We start from the raw sequence: 18,149 nt of genomic DNA on the forward strand, positions 1-18,149 counted from the left end.
CCCGCCCGTACGGACCGCACGGCCCGCCCGTCCGGCCCCGGTGCGAGATCAGGTCACCCAGGGCCGCCCCAGGCGGAGACGGGAGGGGCGGTCAGGCGCAGACCACGCGCACCTCGGGCGTGTGCACCGGCCCGGCGCTGACACTGGTGCCGTCGCCGAACTCGGCGTAGTAGTACGAGTAGAAGCCGATGTTCCCGTTGCAGCCGGAGTCCTCGGCGACCTCCAGCGTCAGGGTGACGGTGCGGCTCTGGCCGGGCGGGACCGTGGTGCCGTAGTTGGCCCCGAGGTCGGCGGGCCCGGTGCCCGAGCACGGGACGGCGCCCCCGGCCGTGGTCAGCGCGCATCCGGTGAACGCGTACGCGAGGTCGGGGCGTTGGGTGGTCAGCCAGGTCGGGTCGATCGTCTGGTACACGAACCAGACGTCGTGGCTGTGGTGGTTGGTGAGCGTCATCGACAGGTTCACCGTGCCGCCGGGCAGGGTCGTGGCCGTGTCGGTGGCGAAGGTCAGCTCGGCCTGCTCCGGGCCGGCGGCGCTGGCGGAGGGCGCCAGGCCGAACAGGGCGAGGGCGAGCGCGATGAGCGTGGCGAGACCGAGGCGTCTCGTTCGTGTGGATCGCATGGCCCGGGAGACTAGGCAGGCCCCCGGCGCCCCGTCTGCACCGCCGGGACCCCCCGCGGAGCGCTTCGGCCGGAAGTGCCCGCCCGGTGAAGGAGTCGTGGCCGGGTGTTCACCGACGGGGGCGGGGGGCCTGTTCCCGCACCGCAGGGCGCGGGTGCGCCGCCGCGGCCCCCGGGACCGCCGCGTCCCGCCGTACGCGCGGCGGGCGCTGGGCGGCAATGGCGGATTCCGCCCGCGTACGCCGGGGAGGCCGCCATTGCCCGGGAGAGCCCGTACGCCCGGGGAGACCCCGTACGCCCGGGAGATCCGTGGACCTCCCGGGCGCACGCGGCCGTGGTGCCCGGCGTGGTGCCTGGCGTCGTGCCCGCCGTGGTGCCCGTCCGGCCGGTCAGGGGCGTGGTGCGGGCCCGTGACCGGGGGACGGCCCGGTCAGGGGAAGCGGGTGATCTTGGACGGGATGGTGTCCGACCCCGAGGTGGGGGCGCCCGTGTCGTTGATCACGTGGGCGTACTGGCCCATGCCGCCGAGGGAGATCACCATCAGGTGGCGCATGGTGATCCCCGGTTTCACCGGCACCTGGAAGCCGTGGTGCTGGACGATCGACGGGTCCGAGGTGAAGTTGCAGTAGCTGCCCAGCGCCCACGCCTCGTGCTGCTGCACCGAGTCGGCGACCTTGTAGGCCGCGTACCCGACGATGCCGTCGTGGGTGATGGCGGCGGCGTTCGGGGCGTCGTACGCCTTCTCGTTCTGGAAGAAGATGGTCCGTCCGCGTTCGCCGCTCCACACCACGTCGTACTTGTTGAAGTGCTCCACGAACAGTCCGGTCACGAGCACGTCGTCGCCCTTGACGAGCATGCCGTAGTCGGCCCGGTTGGTGTTCCAGCCGACGCCCGCGCCGTGGTCCGCGCGCCAGATCCAGGTGTGGTCGACGAGCACGTCGTCGCTCTCGATCACCACGGAGTTGGTGGCGAGACCGGGGCCCGCGCCGCCGACCCGGATGAACACGTCCTGCATGCTGGTCGGGTTGGCCGAGTGGTCGGCGCTCGCGCCGGGCGTGCCGATCCGCAGCAGGGTGTCGGAGTTGACCGGGCCGGCGTCGATGAGGAAGCCGGCCAGCCGCACGCCGTCGACGTCGCCCACGTGCATGGCGTCGACGCCGCCGTCCGGGACGATCGTGGCCAGCCCCAGACCGAGGACGACCGTGTTGGCACGGTTCACCTCGATGGTGCGGTCCAGGTGGTACACGCCCGGGGTGAAGAGCAGGTGCAGGCCCTGGGCGAGCGCCGCGTTGATGGTGGTCGCCGTCGCGCCGGGCTTGACCACGTAGAACTGGCTGAGCGGCAGCGAGGTGCCGCCCGCGTTGGCCGGCCAGGACACGCCCCGCGCGTTGGTCCGCTTGGCGGGCACGAACACCTTGTACTCGCTGCCGTCCAGGTACAGGAACGGCTTCTCGCGCGAGATCGGCGTGGTGTCGAGGGTGGTGTACGGGCCGGTGTCGAAGTTGGTCGCGGGCGCCCCCTGGACCCCGGTGAAGGTCATGTTCCAGACGCCGTTGGTCCAGCCGCCGACCGAGCTGTCGCGGGTGTACCACTGCTGCTGCGAGTACGGGCCCACCGTGCCGTCGATCTTCGAGTCGGCGATGTAGCCGCCGGAGGCCCAGCCGTAGCCGTCGGGCGCCAGGTTGAGGCCGCCCTGCACGTGGATGCGGCGGAACGGCGCGGCCTGCGCCACCGCCCAGCGGTTGGTGCCGTTGACCGGCCGGATGGCGAGGTTCTCCGCCGAACGCCAGAAGTTCTGGGTCGCGTTGCCGTTGAACCAGCCCGCGTCCACGGTGATGTCACCGTTGATCTGGGTGTCGTCCGGGTTGAGCCCGAGGCCCGAGACGGAGGTGTAGAAACCGAGTTGGGCGTTGATGTTGTTGTAGGTGCCCGGCTTCAGCAGGAACTGGTAGCGCCCGGAGCCGAAGTGGTTCGCCTCCTGCTGGGCGAAGACCTGGTCGAACTTCTGCTGGAGGCCCGGCGTCGAGGGGTCCACCACGATGACGTTCGGCCCCAGGTCGCCGCCGCCCTGCACCGGGGGAGTCCCGGTGGTTCCGGTGTGCACGGCCACCTCCCAGAGCGAGTAGCCGTAGGCGGTGCCGCGCGCGGTGCCGTAGATCCGCACGTAGCGGCCCGAACCGCTCACGTCGTAGGAGGTCTTGCCGCCGGTGGCGCCGGTGACGGTGCGCAGGGTCTGCCAGGAGTTCCCGTCCGAGGACGCCTCGATCCGGAAGTCCTTCCCGTACGCGGCCTCCCAGTCGAGGTCCACCCGGCACAGGTCGCGCACGGAGCCGAGGTCGACGCGGAGCCACTGCGGGTCGGACGCCTGGCTGGACCAGCGGGTGGCCGGGTCGCCGTCGAAGGCGGCGGAGGCCGGGGTGCCGGCGTTCTCGGTGGAGGAGGCGGTGGCGGGCCGGCCGCGCGCGGCGTCGGCCGCGTCGCAGCCGCCGGGCGCGGTGCCGCCGAAGCTGCCGAAGACCTGGAACTCCCAGAGCGAGTAGCCCCAGGAGGTGGCCCGGTGGACGCCCTGCATCCGCACGTACCGGCCCTGTCCGGAGAGTTCCAGGGTGTCGGTGCCGCCGTCGCCGCCGGTGACGGTGCGGGCGTCGGTCCAGGTGCTCGCGTCCGGCGAGAGCTGGATCTTGTAGTCCTTGCCGTACGCGGCCTCCCACTCCAGGACGATCCGGGTGACGGAGGCCGTCGCGCCCAGGTCGACCTGGAGCCACTGGTCGTCGCCCGCGGCGGAGGACCAGCGGGTGGACAGGTCGCCGTCGACGGCGGCGGAGGCGGGGGTGCCGGCGTTCTCGGCCGACGAGGAGGTCGCCGAACGGCCCTGCGACAGCGGGGTCTCGGCGGCGGTGGCCGGGGGCGAGGAGGGGAGGGCGAGGAGCGCCGCCGTGGCGGTGAGCGCGACACCCAGGGCTCTGAGTCTCATGCGATGTCTCATGCGACCGGCTTTCTGCCAGGTGGGGTGGGATGATGGGGTGACGGATGATCCGAAAACCCAACGCGACTGCGGTGTGGCTTAGTTCAAGGTGTGATTTAAGTGATGAGGCTTCTTCTCGGCAAGACCTCGGACGTAGCCGATTGTCAGTGTCGTACGGAAGAATGCCGTGACGAGAGATCATTCCCGGGTGGACCGGGTAGGTGCTCTCACGTCCCTGTCCCTGGAAAGGCCCCGCTGATGCCCCTCACCGCAGAGCTTCCCCCGCGTGTGTCCAGCGCGCGTCCGTGCCCGCCGCTCGGCCCGGTCGCCACCGCCGTGCTGCAGATCGTCGCCGACCGCCGCACCCCGGTCTTCGCCACCGTCCACACCAGCGGCCGGCGCCGGTACGGGTACTGGCGGCCCCTGGACTCCCGTACCGGCCGGGGAGGGTGCTACGTCGCCCTGCCCACCCCCGAGTGCGACGAGCTGTACGCCACCGGGCGGATAGAGCTGGGCGAGCCGGTCACCGATCCGTCCAGGACGACCTACCGGGTGCGGGCCACGGAGATACCCACGGCGGCGTCCGCGCGCGCGGCCCAGCGGTGGGCCCACGCGGCCTGAGACGCCGCCGGAGGGAGAAGGGCGCCGCGGCGGGCGCGTGAGGACGCACGGCACGTCGGGAAGGGACGGAGCGGCAAGAGCGGTACGGAGGCGCGGCCTGGCCCGAACGGCCGCGTCCGGCATGCCCGGAGGACCGGCCGGTCCCCGGTCTGCCGACGCACGGGACGCGGGAGGCGCAGCCCGCGGCCCGGCTCCGCCCTGCCCCGGCACACCGGCCGGGCGAGCACGGGCCGGGGAGGCGTACGGAGCCGAGAGTCCGTGCGGGCCGAGAGTGCGTGCGGGCCGCGAGGACGTACGGCCCGAGAGCGCGTACGGGCTCGGGGAGCGTACCCGCTCCCGGACCCTACGGGCCGGTCAGCCCGTGTCGTCCGTCGCGCGGCCCGCGGGCAGCAGCTCGCGGATGTCCGCGGGCAGCGCCCCGGCCACCTTCTCCATCAACTCCGGGGAGACCGCGGCGTCGAGCACCTCCAGGACGGCGGCGGACTCGCGCACCGCCGCGTCCTCGTCGGTCCCGGCCCGGCCGGCGACCCGGCCGGTGAACGTGGTCAGGCCGAACCGGCCGGAGACGGGCTGCGCGTGCCCCTGGCCGGGGGAGTCCGCCGCCTGCCGCATCGGCGCGGCCAGCTCCGGCGGCAACTGCGCCGCCACGTGACCGGCGAGCCCCGACGGCAGCCGCTCGGCGAGCGTCGTCAGCACGGCCAGCGTGGCCCGTTCGGCCGGCCCGCGGCTCGGCAGCCCGGCCAGCGACTGGACCTTCCCGATCATCTCGTCGTGCTGCATGGGGACGTCGTCCTTCCTCGGGGGAGCGGTGCGCCTGCCGTCAGCCCGCGACGTCGCCGGGTGCGCCGTCCCCGCTCTCCGGCCGCGCCGTCTCCTCGTCGGGCCCCGAGTGGCGTTCCGGGGCGCCGGGGGTGCAGAGGGCGCAGGCGGCCAGGGCCAGGGCCGCGGCGACCAGGTCCTCGACGGCGGCGGCCACCGGCGCGACCGAGGGCCGGCGCCGGGGGCCCGTCGTCCGCCAGCGCGCTCCCGCGAGCGCCGCCGCCAGCGCCGCCCCGGCCCCCACCGCCCCGGCGACCGGGGACAGCGGTGTCTCCGGGTCCGTCGGGGATGCCAGGGGATCGTCCCGGAGGGCGACGGCGACGCCGGTGAGGCCCCCGAAGGCGAGCCGCGGCACCAGCCCGCCGGGCCGGAGGCGGCTGGGGGTGGCCGGGTTCTTGTCCGCGACGAACTCGCCCGCCGCGGCGGCGGCCAGGAGCCCCCGCACCGCGGGCCGCGCGAGCCAGGGCGGCTCGCCGGGCGGGCCGGTGGCGGACCCGGCCGTCCAGGAGAGGGCCGCCGCACCCCACGTACTGCGCAGACCGCCCGCGGCGCCGATCAGGGCGGCGCGGGTCAGCGCGCGGACCGCGCGGCTCACGACGCACGCTCCCGGTCCGTGTCGGCCACGACGACGCCGTACGTGACCACCCCGTACGCGAGGTGCGGGAGCACGTCGGAGACCCAGTCGGCAGGCGACCAGGAACGGGGGTCGCCGACCCCGAGGCGGGCGATCGGCGTGTCGGTCGCGGCCATGGCGAGGGCCCCGGTGACGGCGGCACCCAGCCACAGCGGCATCCGGACGCCCGCCCGGCGCAGCAGCGACACGACGACGCCCGTGCCGGTCCCGACGGCGATGCCGGACAGCGCCCCGAGCCCGGAGAGCCGGTTGTCGCGGCCCTCCGTGTACGGGAGGGGGTGCCCGGCCCGCTCGGTGAGGGTGTCCACCACGGTCTCGGGGACGCCGCTGGCGGCTCTGCCGCGCAGCGCCATGTCGGCGTAGGTCAGGGTGTTCAGCGCGGTCGTGCCGGCGGCTCCCGCCGCGCAGCCGCGCAGGAAGCTACGGATCATGTCGCGCCGAGTGCCCGCGGCGCCCGCCGGGCAAACCGCCGCAGACCGGATGCGGGCGCCGCGCGTGGACACGGTCACGAGACGGGGTCGTACGAAAGGACGAGCGGCGTCCCCCGACCGGGTGAGCGGGGGACGGGGACCCGGGGCCCGCGGGGGCCCGAGGGCTGGCAGGCGGGGGATTACTCCGATAGCTTGCTCGCGTGGCCCCGCGTTCTCCCCCGTGCGCGGGGCCACACCAGTGCGGTCCGCGGGCGCCGGGGCGAGGCGGGCCGGAAGCCGTGATCACACGGCTGGTAGCGTCGCCTGGCCGCGAGGTGCGGCGCGAGAGAGGTGTCGGTGCGTTGGGCGGACGTCAGGACCGTGACTGGGTGGCGATGACCCCGGGCGACTTCGACCGGGAGGCCCCGCTGCGGCTGAACGTGGGGACCGGCCCGACCGCCGTTCCGGCCGAGCCCGACGCGTACGGCACCGCGCCCCTGTTCGGCGACTCGGCCCCCTCCCGCCCGGTCCCGCGACGTGACCGCCGACGCGGGGTGACCGCCCCCTCGACCGCCCAGCAGCGGCTCTTCTGACCCCGGGCCGGCCGGGGGGCGCCCCGGGGCTCAGCTCGCCAGCACCGGCGCCGGTCCCATCACCACCACCGGGGAGCGCTCCGGGTCCAGCGCCAGCAGCAGTTCGCGCATGTGCTCCTCGCGCAGGGAGACACAGGCGTTGGTGGGCCCCTCGTGGTCCACGTGCAGCCACACCCCGCCGCCCAGTTCCGCGCCCATCGGCCGGGTGTCGTCCAGCGGGGTGGTGCCCGGCACCCGGTTGTAGTCGATCGCCACCACGTAGTCGAAGGAGCCCTCCAGGTCCTCGCCGAGGTGCCCGGTGCCCGTCACCTCGAAGTCCGGGTCCTCGTCGTACGGCATCCGGGTCCCCGGGTCGGGCAGCCGGCCGCCCGCGTCGCTCAGCCCGAACACCCCGACGGGCGTGCGCAGATCACCCGCCCGGTGCTCCTCCGACCAGCCCCGCAGCCCGTTGTGGGCGGGCCACGGGCCGGCCACCGCCCGCCAGCCCTCCTCGGGGAACCGCTCGTAGAGCACCGCCCGCGCCCGGAACGTGTCCTCGCCCGGCCCCGTGACCACCAGGGCCTGCCGGGCCTCGTCCGGCACCCGGGCCCGCGTGACCGGGCCCAGCCCGGGAAGCGGGCGCGGGGCCGGGGCCGCCGAGGGCCCCGGGCGCGCGGACGCCACCGACGGCGACGGGGGCGCGGCGGCCGGCTGCCCCGGGGCACACCCGGTGCCGAGCGCGCCGGCGCACACCACGGCGCCGATCGCCAGGGCCAGGGCCTTGCTGACGGTCATCTCATCCTCCGGCTCGCTGCGTCGACTACTCATTGCTTGACCGCTTCCGCAACCGGTTGTGCGCCGCCCGGCACCTCTCGCCCGGATGGCGCAGAAGGGGGCGGCCACGGCGGCGCGAGGGCGCCCGGAAAGGCGCGTATTCGGGGGTCCGTGCGTTCGCCCGGTCGCAACACCGTTCCCATCGACACCCCTTACTCACTGGTGGGGTGCGGTGATGCCGTGTAGCGTCAGCGGCAGATGTCGTGGTTCGACCGGACCCGCCCGCGCCGTGGTGCGGGCGGTTCGCTGTGCACTGCCTGAGGACCAGGACGACCACCTCCGGACCCGCACGGTGCGGGTCCGACTACGGCTGAAAGGCAAAAGGCATGGCCAGCGGAACCGTGAAGTGGTTCAACTCGGAAAAGGGCTTCGGCTTCATCGCGCAGGACGGCGGCGGCCCGGACGTCTTCGCGCACTACTCCAACATCAACGCCAGCGGTTACCGCGAGCTCCAGGAAGGCCAGGCCGTCACGTTCGACGTCACGCAGGGCCAGAAGGGCCCGCAGGCGGAGAACATCACCCCCGCCTGACCCGGCGATCCGCCGAACGCGGCACGGTGCCCGCGGAAGCCACGCTTCCCGGCCACCGTGCCGCGGTGCGTTTCCGGCACCGACCGACGCCCATCACTGCCGGAAAACGGCAGTGCGCCGCCGCGCCCTCGTCGTGCAGCCTGGGTTCGCGGTGCCGCGGGCGCGGCGCCCGCGGTCGTCCCACCCCGGTTCCGCCGCGGCGCGTCGGCGGCCGGGACACGAGGGAGGGCGGGGGCGCGATGCCGACGGCGAGGGCCGGGGAGAGAGCACGCCTGGCGCGCAGGGAGCGCCGGGCGCGCAGGGCGGAGCTGGCCGCCGTCCTGGAGGCACCGGCGGCTCCCCTGACCTGGCGGGCCGGATGGCGCGGCAAGGCGCTCGGGGCCGTGCTGTGCCTGGGCTTCGTCACCCTGTCGGCATACCCCGAGGGCGCGAGCCTCGCCGAACCCCGGCCCAGCGCCCTCGTGTTCGCCCTGTGGACGCCCTTCGCCCTCGCCTGGTTCTCCTGCCGCGTCGGCATCTGGCGGATCACCGCCGACCGCGACGGGGTCCACCTGCGGCGGATGTGGCGCACCCGGCTCCTGTCGTGGTCCGAGATCCGGCACGTGGAGCTGCGGCACGACGGCAGCCTGGAGTTCTTCGGCCCGGACACTCCCGAGCCGATGGCGGGCCTCTTCGCCCCGCCCTGGCTGGCCCGCCGCACCGGAGGCACCGGCGCCGAGGCCGCCGACCTGATCACCGTCATGGCCGAACACCCCCGCCTGCGCCCCGCCGGACAGAGCCGGCCCGTGCCCGGGTTCGCCCGCTGGGTCCTCCTGCTGGCCGCCGTGATCTTCGTCATCGGACAGTTCCGGACCTGGTGACCGGCCCGCACTCCCCCCCGTCCGTCCGGCTCAGACGGGCAGCGGGGCGAAGGGCAGGAGGGCGTCGCCCTCCGGCCGGACGACGCCGCAACTGCCCTCGGGGACCTCGTTCCACACGCCCGGCAGATCGCCCAGCGGCTCCGACACGACGAGCCGGGTCCGGGGCGACGCCTCCCGCAGGAACGCGGTCCCGGGATGCAGCGCCCGCAGCGTCTCCACCCGGCTGCTGTAGTACAGCGAACGCGAGGCGCCCCGGCTGGAGTAGCGGAACGCCCAGAGCCGCACCCCGTCCGTCACCGCCACCGTCATCTGGAGCGGATCGCGCACCCCGCGCTCCCGGCCGGTCCGCTCCACCAGTCCCGCCATCCGCGCCACGGCCCCCGGCGGGTCCTCCTCCAGCCCGAAGGTGAGCGCCAGGAAGAACATCAGCTCCGAGTCGGTCGACCCCTCGATGCCGGTGAAGAGCCGCGGATCGACCGCCAGGGCCAGATCCCGCCGGACCCGGTCGAAGCCCTCCACGGCGCCGTTGTGCATCCACATCCAGCGGCCGTGCCGGAAGGGGTGGCAGTTGGTCTGCTGCACGGCGCTGCCCGTCGAGGCGCGGATGTGCGCGAAGAAGAGCGGCGAGCGGACGTGCCCGGCGATCTCCCGCAGCGAGCGGTTGCTCCACGCCGGGCCGATCTCCCGGACCACCGCGGGCGTCCGCATCTCCGGCCCGAACCAGCCGACGCCGAACCCGTCCCCGTTGGTCGTCTCCACGCCCATCCTGGCGTGCAGGCTCTGGTCGATCAGTGAGTGCTCCGGCTCGTAGAGCAGTGACTCCAGCAGGACCGGCGTCCCGGAGTAGGCAAGCCATCGGCACATCGTCTGCCGCCTCCCTGGCCCCGCGCCGAGCGGTGCGGGGCGTCGATCGTCAGTCGACCGGCCAGGTGTGGACCGGGGCGTTGAGGTGCATGTACTCCATGTACTGCTGCGTCATCCGGCGCAGGCACTCGTGCCGTCCCGCGTGGGTCGTGGCGTCGATGTGGTGGAACATCTCCTTCTGCCACACCGCCCCGTTGCGGACCGTGACGCAGCGCTGCTCGATGATGCCCAGCAGCGGTTCCCGCCAGGCCGCGTCCATCCCGGACAGCTCCAGCCCCCGGTGGGCCAGGGGCAGCAGCCGCCGCAGCACCAGCTCGGCCACCGGCACCTCGCCCACGCCGGGCCAGTACAGCCGCGCCTCGATGCCGTGCCGGGCCGCCGTGTGCAGGTTGTCCTCGGCGACCGAGAACGACATCCGCGACCACACCGGCCGGTCCTCCTCCACCAGGGCGCGGGTGAGCCCGTAGTAGAAGGCGCCGTTGGCGAGGGTGTCGGCCACCGTCGGACCGGCGGGCAGCACCCGGTTCTCCACCCGCACGTGCGGCTTGTCGTGGGAGACGGCGTACACCGGCCGGTTCCAGCGGTAGATCGTGCCGTTGTGCAGGGTGAGTTCGCCGAGGTCGGGGATGTCGCCGCGGTCCAGGGTCTCGATGGGGTCCTGCTCGTCGCAGAGCGGCAGCAGCGCCGGGAAGTAGCGCAGGTTCTCCTCGAAGAGGTCGAAGACGCTGTTGATCCACCGTTCCCCGAACCACACCCGGGGCCGCACCCCCTGTGCCTTGATCTCCTGCGGCCGGGTGTCCGTGGCCTGCTCGAACAGCGGCACCCGGCTCTCGTGCCACAGCTCCTTGCCCAGCACGAAGGGCGCGTTGGCGGCCAGCGCGACCTGCACCCCGGCGATCGCCTGCGCCGCGTTCCAGTACCCGGCGAAGTCCTCCGGCGAGACCTGGAGGTGGAACTGCGTGCTGGTGCACGCCGCCTCCGGGGTGATGGTGTCCGCGTAGGTCCGCAGCCGGTCCACGCCGTCCACCTCGATGCGCAGGTCCTCGCCGCGCGCCGCGAACACCTGGTCGTTGAGGAGCCGGTAGCGCGGGTTCTCCGACAGGCCGGCCTCGTCGACGTCGGCGCGGCGCAGCGTGGGCAGGATGCCGATCATGATCAGGTGGGCGCCGACCGAGCGGGCGCTGTCCTCCGCGTGGTTCAGCGCGGCGCGGATCTCGGTCTCCCAGGCGTCGGGGCCGCCCGCGGTCAGCCGCCGCGGCGGGATGTTGATCTCCAGGTTGAACCGGCCCAGCTCGGTGGACCACGCCGGATCGGCGATGGCCTCCAGCGCGTCCGCGTTGCGCATCGCCGGCTCGGCCCGCCCGTCGACCAGGTTGAGTTCGATCTCCAGGCCCACCTGGGGCCGCTCGGTCTCGAACCGTGACTCGCGCAGCATCTGGGCGAACGCGTCGAGGCACTCCTGCATCTTGATGCGGTACCGGCGCCGGTCCTCGCGGGTGAAGACCAGCTCCGGGACGTCTCGTCCCATCGGCCCTCCCGGGGTTCGCCTCCGCGGCCGCACTCCCTTCCACCCTCGCACCACCTGGCGCGGCCGACCAGGCGGGACGGCGGGGGCCCGCGGGGGCGCGTACGGCGGCGGGCGCCGACGGGTGCCGAAGCGGCACCGCCGGCGCCCGCTGCGCCATCGGAGTGACACGTGGTGGGGCCGGACGCCCCGCCGGGTCAGCCGGCCGCGAGCAGCTCCAGGGTGTCGATCACCCGGTGCGAGAAGCCCCACTCGTTGTCGTACCAGGCGACGACCTTGACGTGCCGGCCGTCGACCCGGGTGAGCGCCGCGTCGAAGATCGACGAGGCCGGGTTGCCGGTGATGTCCGAGGAGACCAGGGGGTCCTCGGAGTACTCCAGGACACCGGCGAGCGGGCCCTCGGCCGCGGCCCGGTAGGCGGCCAGCACGTCCTCGCGGGTCACGTCCCGCTCGACCGTCGTGTTCAGCTCGACGATGGAGCCCACCGGCACCGGTACGCGGATCGAGTCGCCGGAGAGCCTGCCGTCGAGGCGGGGCAGGACCAGGCCGATCGCCTTGGCGGCGCCCGTGGTGGTCGGCACGATGTTGACGGCGGCGGCGCGGGCCCGGCGGGCGTCGCGGTGCGGGCCGTCCTGGAGGTTCTGCTCCTGGGTGTAGGCGTGCACCGTGGTCATGAAGCCGTGCTCGATGCCGGCCAGGTCGTCCAGGACCGAGGCCAGCGGCGCCAGCGCGTTGGTCGTGCACGAGGCGTTCGAGACGATCGTGTGCGCGGCCGGGTCGTACGCGTCCGTGTTGACGCCGTAGGCCAGGGTGACGTCGGCACCGTCCGACGGCGCGCTGACCAGCACCTTCCTGGCACCCGCGTCCAGGTGGACGGCGGCGGCCTTGGCCGCGGTGAAGCGGCCGGTCGCCTCCAGGACGATGTCGACCTCCAGCTCGGCCCACGGCAGCCGGGCCGGCTCGCGCTCGGCGAGCACCCGGATGCGGCGGCCGTCGACGATCAGGGTGTCCCCGTCGACGGTCACCGGGCGGCCGAGGCGGCCGGCCGTCGTGTCGTAGGCGAGCAGCCGCGCGAGCGTGGCGGGCTCCGTGAGGTCGTTGACGGCGACGACCTCCAGTTCGCTGTCGCGCTCCAGCAGGGCGCGCAGCACGTTGCGTCCGATGCGGCCGAATCCGTTGACGGCGATGCGAGTCATGAGTGGTGTCCCTTCGGTTCGCCACCAGGCTCCCGCGTCCCGTGCGCGGGCGGCAGCGGCGCGGGTGCCACGGTTCGCAAGGATCACGCCAGGCCCGCGCCGCCTTCTTTCGCACGGGCCCGCGGCGGGGGCTACTCGCCCCGCGCGAAGGTGCGCCGGTACTCGCTCGGCGTGGTGCCCAGGATGCGCTGGAAGTGCAGCCGCAGGTTCGCGCCGGTGCCCAGGCCCACGTCGGCGGCGATCTGCTCGACCCCGCGCTCGGAGCGCTCCAGCAGTTCGCGGGCCACGTCGACCCGGGCGCGCATCACCCACTGCATCGGCGTGTACCCGGTGTCCTCCACGAACCGCCGGGACAGGGTGCGCGGCGACACGGCGGCGTGCCGGGCCAGCACCTGAAGGGTGAGGTGCTCGCCGAGCCGGCGCAGCGCCCACTCGCGGGTCGCGGCGAACCGCTCGCCCAGCGGCTCGGGCACGCTGCGCGGCACGTACTGGGCCTGGCCGCCGCTGCGGTACGGGGCGGCGACCAGCCGCCGGGCCGCGTGGTTGGAGGCGGCCACGCCGAGGTCGCCGCGGAGGATGTGCAGGCACAGGTCGATCCCCGAGGCCGCCCCCGCCGACGTCAGCACCCCGCCCTCGTCGACGAAGAGCACGTTCTCGTCGACCCGCACCCGCGGATGCCGCTCCGCCAGCGCGCGGGCGTAGTGCCAGTGCGTGGTGGCCCGCCGCCCGTCGAGCAGCCCCGTGGCCGCCAGCGCGAAGGCCCCCGTCGAGATGGCCGCGAGCCGCGCGCCCCGGCTGCGGGCGGCGACCAGCGCCGCGACCACGTCCGCCGGCGGGCTCTCGCGGTCCGGGAAGCGGTAGCCGGGGACGAAGACCAGATCGGCCCAGCCGAGCGCGTCCAGCCCGTGCGCCACGTGGTACGAGAGCCCGTCACCCCCCGTCACCAGTCCGGGGGACGACCCGCACATCCGTACCTCGTACGGCATGCTCGCCCGGGTCGTGAACACCTGTGCGGGGATACCCACGTCCAGGGGCTTGGCGCCCTCCAGGACGAGGACGGCGACCCGGCGCAGTCGGGGGCCCGCCGGGGCGGGCGCGGAAGGCTCGGACGACACCGCTCCAGCGTACGTGCGCCCCCGGCGCGGCCGACGGCGCCCCGGCAGGCCGCGCCCACGCCGATGACCAGCGCGGACACCGCCCCCCGGGTGCCCGCGGAACCGGCGCGCGGGCCCGGCGGACCGGCCCGCGCGCCGGCCTGGGGTGCCCGTTTTCTCACTGGTCGAGAAAGCCTGGTGATCGTCGGTCGCTTGTGGTTACCTGAGGTCATGATTGTTCTCGTGACCCGTCGCCACGTGGACTACCTGCGTGTCACGACCATGGGGTGTCCCACCGCCCGCTGACCCGGCGCCACGGTCCCGGCCCCTTCTCGCGCGCTCCGGCGCGCGCCGCGCCGGCCCGCCCCGTCCGCCGACGGGGCGCCCGCGCCCCCGGGACCCCGCCCGCTGCGCGACGACCGCGGCGTACCCGCTCCCCGGGAGCCTGCCGTACGCCGCTTTCCCACGCCCGCTCACCGGACCACCCCACCTGCCCTTCCCGGGCATCGCACGCGTACCAAGGAGAACCATGAGCCAGCCGATCGACGCCGTCACCGCCGGTCACACCCCCGAGGACGAGGGCGCCGCGCCCGACACCTCCGCGTGGTCCTTCGAGACCAAGCAGCTCCACGCCGGCAGTGCCCCCGACACGGCCACCGGCGCGCGGGCGGTCCCGATCTACCAGACCACCTCGTTCGTCTTCCGCGACACCCAGCACGCCGCCGACCTCTTCTCGCTGGCCGAGCCCGGGAACATCTACACCCGCATCCACAACCCCACCCAGGACGCCTTCGAGCAGCGCGTCGCCGCCCTCGAAGGCGGTGCCGCCGCCGTCGCCCTCGCCTCCGGACAGGCCGCCGAGACCCTCGCCCTGCTCACCGTGGCGAGCGCCGGCGACCACATCGTCTCCAGCTCCTCCCTGTACGGCGGCACGTACAACCTCCTGCGCCACACCCTGCCGAAGTTCGGCCTGGAGGTGACCTTCGTCGACGACCCGGACGACGTGGACGCCTGGCGGGCCGCCGTCCGGCCCAACACCAAGGCCCTGTTCGCCGAGACCCTCGGCAACCCGCGCGGCAACGTCCTCGACATCCGCTCCATCGCCGACGTCGCCCACGAGGCCGGCGTCCCGCTGATCGTCGACAACACCGTGCCCACCCCGTACCTGCTGCGCCCCATCGAGCACGGCGCGGACGTCGTCGTCCACTCGGCGACCAAGTTCATCGGCGGCCACGGCACCACCATCGGCGGTGTCGTCGTCGACGCGGGCACCTTCGACTTCGGCGCCGACCCCGAGCGGTTCCCCGACTTCAACGAGCCCGACCCCAGCTACCACGGCCTGCGCTACTGGCCGGCGCTCGGCCCCGGCGCGTACGCCATCAAGCTGCGCGTGCAGCTCCTGCGCGACCTCGGCCCCGCCATCTCCCCGAACTCCGCCTTCCTGCTGCTCCAGGGCGTGGAGACGCTGAGCCTGCGCATGGAGCGGCACTCCTCCAACGCCCAGGCCCTCGCCGAGTGGCTGGAGCAGCGCGACGAGGTCTCCGCCGTCCACTACCCCGGACTGCCCTCCAACCGCTGGTACGAGGCCGGGCGCCGCTACCTGCCGCGCGGCGCCGGGGCGGTGCTCTCCTTCGAGCTGCGCGGCGGCGCCGAGGCCGGCAAGCGGTTCGTGGACGGGGTGGAGCTGTTCAGCCACCTCGCCAACATCGGCGACGTGCGCAGCCTCATCATCCACCCCGCCTCCACCACGCACAGCCAGCTCGACGAGGAGCAGCTCGCCGCCACCGGCGCCTCCCCGGGCCTGGTCCGGCTCTCCGTCGGCATCGAGAACCTGGCCGACCTCAAGGCGGACCTGGAGGCGGGCTTCCGCGCGGCGAAGGAGGCGTCCTGAACATCACCGGAGCGCCCACTCCGGAGGCTCTCCTCCCTCCCGCCACCGGTGCGTGGCGGGAGGGGGACCCCCCAGGGCGCCGGCGCTGGTACCACCAGGCCGGCGCCCTGCCGCTGGAGGCGGGCGGAACACTCCCGGAGGTACGGATCGCGTACGAGACCTGGGGGCGGCTCGCGCCCGACGGCTCCAACGCGGTCCTCGTCCTGCACGCGCTGACCGGCGACAGCCACGTCGCCGGTCCGGCCGCTCCCGGACACCCCACCGCCGGCTGGTGGGACGCGCTGATCGGACCGGGCCGGGCCCTGGACACCGACCGCTGGTTCGTCGTCGCGCCGAACGTGCTCGGCGGCTGTCAGGGCAGTACGGGACCGGCCTCGCTGCGCCCCGACCGCCGCCGCTGGGGCGGATCGTTTCCGCGGCTGACCCAGCGCGACCAGGTGCGCGCCGAGGCGGGGCTCGCCGACGCGCTCGGCATCGACCGCTGGGCGCTGGTGGTCGGCGGCTCCATGGGCGGGATGCGCGCCCTGGAGTGGGCCGTCTCCCTCCCGGACCGCGTGGAGGCGCTGCTGCTGCTCGCCTGCCCGGCCGCCGCCGGCGCCGACCAGATCGCGTGGGCCACGGCGCAGGTCCACGCGATCCGCGCCGACCCGCACTGGCGCGGGGGCGACTACCACGACGCCGGACCGGGGCAGGGCCCCCACGCGGGGCTCGGCATCGCCCGCCGCATGGCCCACATCACCTACCGGGGCGCCGAGGAGCTGGAGACCCGCTTCGGCAACCGCCCCCAGCAGGGCGAGGACCCCTGGCGGGGCGGCCGGTACCAGGTCGAGTCGTACCTCGACCACCACGCGGCCAAGCTGGTCCGGCGCTTCGACGCCGCGAGCTACGTGGTCCTCGCCGAGGCGATGAACGCCCACGACGTCGGCCGGGGCCGCGGCGGCATCCGCGCCGCCCTGGGCCGGGTACGGGCCAGGACGCTGGTCGCGGGCATCGACACCGACCGCCTCTATCCGCCCGAGCAGCAGAAGGAGCTGGCCGCCGGCATCCCCTCCGCCGACGCGGTCCGCATGATCGCCTCGCCGTTCGGGCACGACGGGTTCCTCGTCGAGACCGGCGAGGTCTCCGCGCTGGTGCGCGAGCTGCTGGACGGGGTCCCGGAGCGCGTGACGGCAGGGGCCGGCTGACGCCCGGTGGGGACGCCGCACGGCGCACGCCCGGCCGGTGCCCTCGCCCGGCCGGGCCCGTCCGGGGCGGCCCGGCGCCGACGGCCCCCCAACAGGGCGCAGGTCAGAGGGCATTGCACGCTTAGGTAAGGCTTGCTTTACTGGCGTCGCTGTCTGTCCGAGGCCGTCCGCCCCGAGGAGGAACCCGTATGCGGGTCGTCATGTTCGGTTACCAGACCTGGGGTCACCGCACCCTGCAGGCCCTGCTGGAGTCCGAACACGACGTGGTCCTCGTCGTGACCCACCCCAGAAGCGACCACGCCTACGAGAAGATCTGGGACGACTCGGTCGCCGACCTCGCCGAGGAACACGGCATCCCCGTCCTGCTGCGCCACCGCCCCGACGACGAGGAGCTGTTCGCGCGCCTCACCGAAGCGGACCCCGACATCATCGTGGCCAACAACTGGCGCACCTGGATTCCGCCGCGCGTCTTCCGCCTGCCGCGCCACGGCACCCTGAACGTGCACGACTCCCTGCTGCCGAAGTACGCCGGCTTCTCCCCGCTGATCTGGGCCCTCATCAACGGCGAGAGCGAGGTCGGCGTCACCGCCCACCTCATGAACGACGAACTGGACGCCGGCGACATCGTCCGTCAGGAGGCCGTGCCCGTCGGCCCGTCGGACACCGCCACCGACCTCTTCCACAAGACCGTCGACCTCATCGCCCCGGTCACCATCGGCGCCCTCGGCCTCATCGCCGCCGGGCAGAGCGAGTTCACCCGGCAGGACCGCTCGGAGGCCAGCTTCTTCCACAAGCGCTCCGACGAGGACAGCCGCATCGACTGGAACTGGCCCGCCGCCGACCTCGAACGCCTGGTCCGCGCCCAGTCCGAGCCCTACCCCAGCGCCTACACCCACCACCGGGGCAAGCGGCTGGAGATCCTCGCCGCCCGCGTCTCCGAGGGCCGCTACGGCGGCACCCCCGGCCGCGTCTTCTACCGCGAGGGCGACGGCGTGGTCATCGTCGCCGGTGCCGACGCCCGCACCGGCCGCAACCACGGCCTCGCCCTCACCCGGGTCCGTACCGAGGACGGCCGCGAACTGGCCGCCGCCGACTACTTCACCGCCATGGGCGGCTACCTCACCCGGCACCCCTGACCCACCCTCACCCGCGGCGGGCCGGACCCGGGACGAACCCGGGGCCCACGGCCCGCCGCGCCCCTGCCCACGGCCCGCCCCGCTCCGGCCGGCCGCACCGATCGAGGAGGACTCGTGACCAACCCCTTCGAGGACGAGGACGGCGTCTACCTGGTCCTCGCCAACGACGAGGACCAGCACTCCCTGTGGCCCGCCTTCGCGGACGTCCCCACCGGATGGACCGTCGTCCACGGCGAGGACACCCGCGCCGCCTGCCTGGAGTACGTCGAGAAGAACTGGACCGACCTGCGCCCCCGCAGCCTGCGCGAGAGCGTCGCCGCCGACCCCGCCTGAGACCCGCCCCGCCCGAGACCCAGCCGCCTGGGACCCGCCTCGCCAGGGCCGGCCCGCGCCCCG

General features: G+C 74.4%; 18 protein-coding genes. 8 read left to right on the forward strand and 10 right to left on the reverse strand.

Annotation, left to right across the window (positions count from 1 at the left end; genetic code table 11):
- Window positions 1–91 precede the first annotated feature (91 nt).
- Both J5Y05_RS07810 and J5Y05_RS07815 read right to left on the reverse strand, forming a co-directional pair.
- A complete protein-coding gene (locus J5Y05_RS07810; protein WP_210869399.1) occupies window positions 92–619 on the reverse strand; it encodes a hypothetical protein in 528 nt (175 codons plus the stop codon).
- Between the two features lie 429 nt (window positions 620–1,048).
- Window positions 1,049–3,592: a discoidin domain-containing protein gene (locus J5Y05_RS07815; RefSeq protein WP_210869401.1), complete on the reverse strand. Its 2,544-nt coding sequence runs from the start codon at window positions 3,590–3,592 to the stop codon at window positions 1,049–1,051.
- A gap of 279 nt (window positions 3,593–3,871) precedes the next feature.
- Between J5Y05_RS07815 and J5Y05_RS07820 the strand changes: the two genes are divergently transcribed.
- Complete coding sequence (locus J5Y05_RS07820; RefSeq protein ID WP_307853756.1) at window positions 3,872–4,204, forward strand: hypothetical protein; 333 nt, start codon at window positions 3,872–3,874, stop codon at window positions 4,202–4,204.
- Between the two features lie 354 nt (window positions 4,205–4,558).
- Here J5Y05_RS07820 and J5Y05_RS07825 read toward each other — a convergent pair whose 3' ends face one another.
- From J5Y05_RS07825 to J5Y05_RS07835, 3 genes are read right to left on the reverse strand one after another with little or no spacing between them, the layout of a single operon-like run.
- On the reverse strand, window positions 4,559–4,984 hold the full coding sequence (locus tag J5Y05_RS07825; protein ID WP_210869403.1) for a DUF2267 domain-containing protein: 426 nt from the start codon (window positions 4,982–4,984) through the stop codon (window positions 4,559–4,561).
- A gap of 40 nt (window positions 4,985–5,024) precedes the next feature.
- Window positions 5,025–5,618, reverse strand: a complete 594-nt coding sequence (locus tag J5Y05_RS07830; RefSeq protein WP_210869405.1) for a DUF4126 family protein — start codon at window positions 5,616–5,618, stop codon at window positions 5,025–5,027.
- Window positions 5,615–6,088 carry a hypothetical protein gene (locus tag J5Y05_RS07835; RefSeq protein WP_210869407.1) on the reverse strand — a complete coding sequence of 158 codons (474 nt, stop codon included), beginning with the start codon at window positions 6,086–6,088 and terminating at the stop codon, window positions 5,615–5,617. The genes J5Y05_RS07830 and J5Y05_RS07835 overlap by 4 nt, the downstream gene beginning before the upstream one ends.
- 341 nt (window positions 6,089–6,429) lie before the next feature.
- On the opposite strand from J5Y05_RS07835, the gene J5Y05_RS07840 reads away from it, so the two are divergent.
- On the forward strand, window positions 6,430–6,660 hold the full coding sequence (locus tag J5Y05_RS07840; protein ID WP_210869409.1) for a hypothetical protein: 231 nt from the start codon (window positions 6,430–6,432) through the stop codon (window positions 6,658–6,660).
- A gap of 30 nt (window positions 6,661–6,690) precedes the next feature.
- Here the strand turns inward: J5Y05_RS07840 and J5Y05_RS07845 are convergent, their stop codons facing one another.
- Window positions 6,691–7,434: a hypothetical protein gene (locus tag J5Y05_RS07845; RefSeq protein ID WP_210869411.1), complete on the reverse strand. Its 744-nt coding sequence runs from the start codon at window positions 7,432–7,434 to the stop codon at window positions 6,691–6,693.
- A gap of 365 nt (window positions 7,435–7,799) precedes the next feature.
- On the opposite strand from J5Y05_RS07845, the gene J5Y05_RS07850 reads away from it, so the two are divergent.
- Window positions 7,800–8,003 carry a cold-shock protein gene (locus J5Y05_RS07850; protein WP_030422747.1) on the forward strand — a complete coding sequence of 68 codons (204 nt, stop codon included), beginning with the start codon at window positions 7,800–7,802 and terminating at the stop codon, window positions 8,001–8,003.
- A gap of 239 nt (window positions 8,004–8,242) precedes the next feature.
- Entirely contained in the window at window positions 8,243–8,863 is a 621-nt protein-coding gene (locus tag J5Y05_RS07855) for a PH domain-containing protein (protein ID WP_210869413.1), read from the forward strand.
- 30 nt (window positions 8,864–8,893) lie between these two features.
- Here J5Y05_RS07855 and J5Y05_RS07860 read toward each other — a convergent pair whose 3' ends face one another.
- From J5Y05_RS07860 to J5Y05_RS07875, 4 genes are all read right to left on the reverse strand, one after another.
- Window positions 8,894–9,727: a class II glutamine amidotransferase gene (locus J5Y05_RS07860; RefSeq protein ID WP_210869415.1), complete on the reverse strand. Its 834-nt coding sequence runs from the start codon at window positions 9,725–9,727 to the stop codon at window positions 8,894–8,896.
- A gap of 49 nt (window positions 9,728–9,776) precedes the next feature.
- Window positions 9,777–11,255, reverse strand: a complete 1,479-nt coding sequence (locus tag J5Y05_RS07865) for a glutamate-cysteine ligase family protein (protein ID WP_210869416.1) — start codon at window positions 11,253–11,255, stop codon at window positions 9,777–9,779.
- Window positions 11,256–11,449: 194 nt separating this feature from the next.
- Complete coding sequence (gap, locus tag J5Y05_RS07870) at window positions 11,450–12,448, reverse strand: type I glyceraldehyde-3-phosphate dehydrogenase (RefSeq protein ID WP_210869419.1); 999 nt, start codon at window positions 12,446–12,448, stop codon at window positions 11,450–11,452.
- A 131-nt stretch (window positions 12,449–12,579) separates the two neighbouring features.
- Window positions 12,580–13,563 carry a GlxA family transcriptional regulator gene (locus J5Y05_RS07875; protein WP_210869420.1) on the reverse strand — a complete coding sequence of 328 codons (984 nt, stop codon included), beginning with the start codon at window positions 13,561–13,563 and terminating at the stop codon, window positions 12,580–12,582.
- Between the two features lie 508 nt (window positions 13,564–14,071).
- Between J5Y05_RS07875 and J5Y05_RS07880 the strand changes: the two genes are divergently transcribed.
- The 4 genes from J5Y05_RS07880 to J5Y05_RS07895 all read left to right on the forward strand — a co-directional run bounded on the left by J5Y05_RS07880 (window position 14,072) and on the right by J5Y05_RS07895 (window position 18,086).
- Window positions 14,072–15,433, forward strand: coding sequence for a bifunctional o-acetylhomoserine/o-acetylserine sulfhydrylase (locus J5Y05_RS07880; protein WP_210869422.1), 1,362 nt, complete (start codon window positions 14,072–14,074; stop codon window positions 15,431–15,433).
- 2 nt (window positions 15,434–15,435) lie between these two features.
- Window positions 15,436–16,617, forward strand: a complete 1,182-nt coding sequence (metX, locus tag J5Y05_RS07885; protein ID WP_210869825.1) for a homoserine O-acetyltransferase MetX — start codon at window positions 15,436–15,438, stop codon at window positions 16,615–16,617.
- Window positions 16,618–16,805: 188 nt separating this feature from the next.
- Window positions 16,806–17,753 carry a methionyl-tRNA formyltransferase gene (locus J5Y05_RS07890; protein WP_210869424.1) on the forward strand — a complete coding sequence of 316 codons (948 nt, stop codon included), beginning with the start codon at window positions 16,806–16,808 and terminating at the stop codon, window positions 17,751–17,753.
- Between the two features lie 114 nt (window positions 17,754–17,867).
- Window positions 17,868–18,086 (forward strand): MbtH family protein, encoded by a 219-nt coding sequence (locus J5Y05_RS07895; protein WP_210869426.1) that lies wholly within the window; start codon window positions 17,868–17,870, stop codon window positions 18,084–18,086.
- The last annotated feature ends 63 nt before the right edge of the window (window positions 18,087–18,149 follow it).

Source organism: Streptomyces tagetis (assembly GCF_018069565.1).
GTDB lineage: Bacteria > Actinomycetota > Actinomycetes > Streptomycetales > Streptomycetaceae > Streptomyces > Streptomyces tagetis.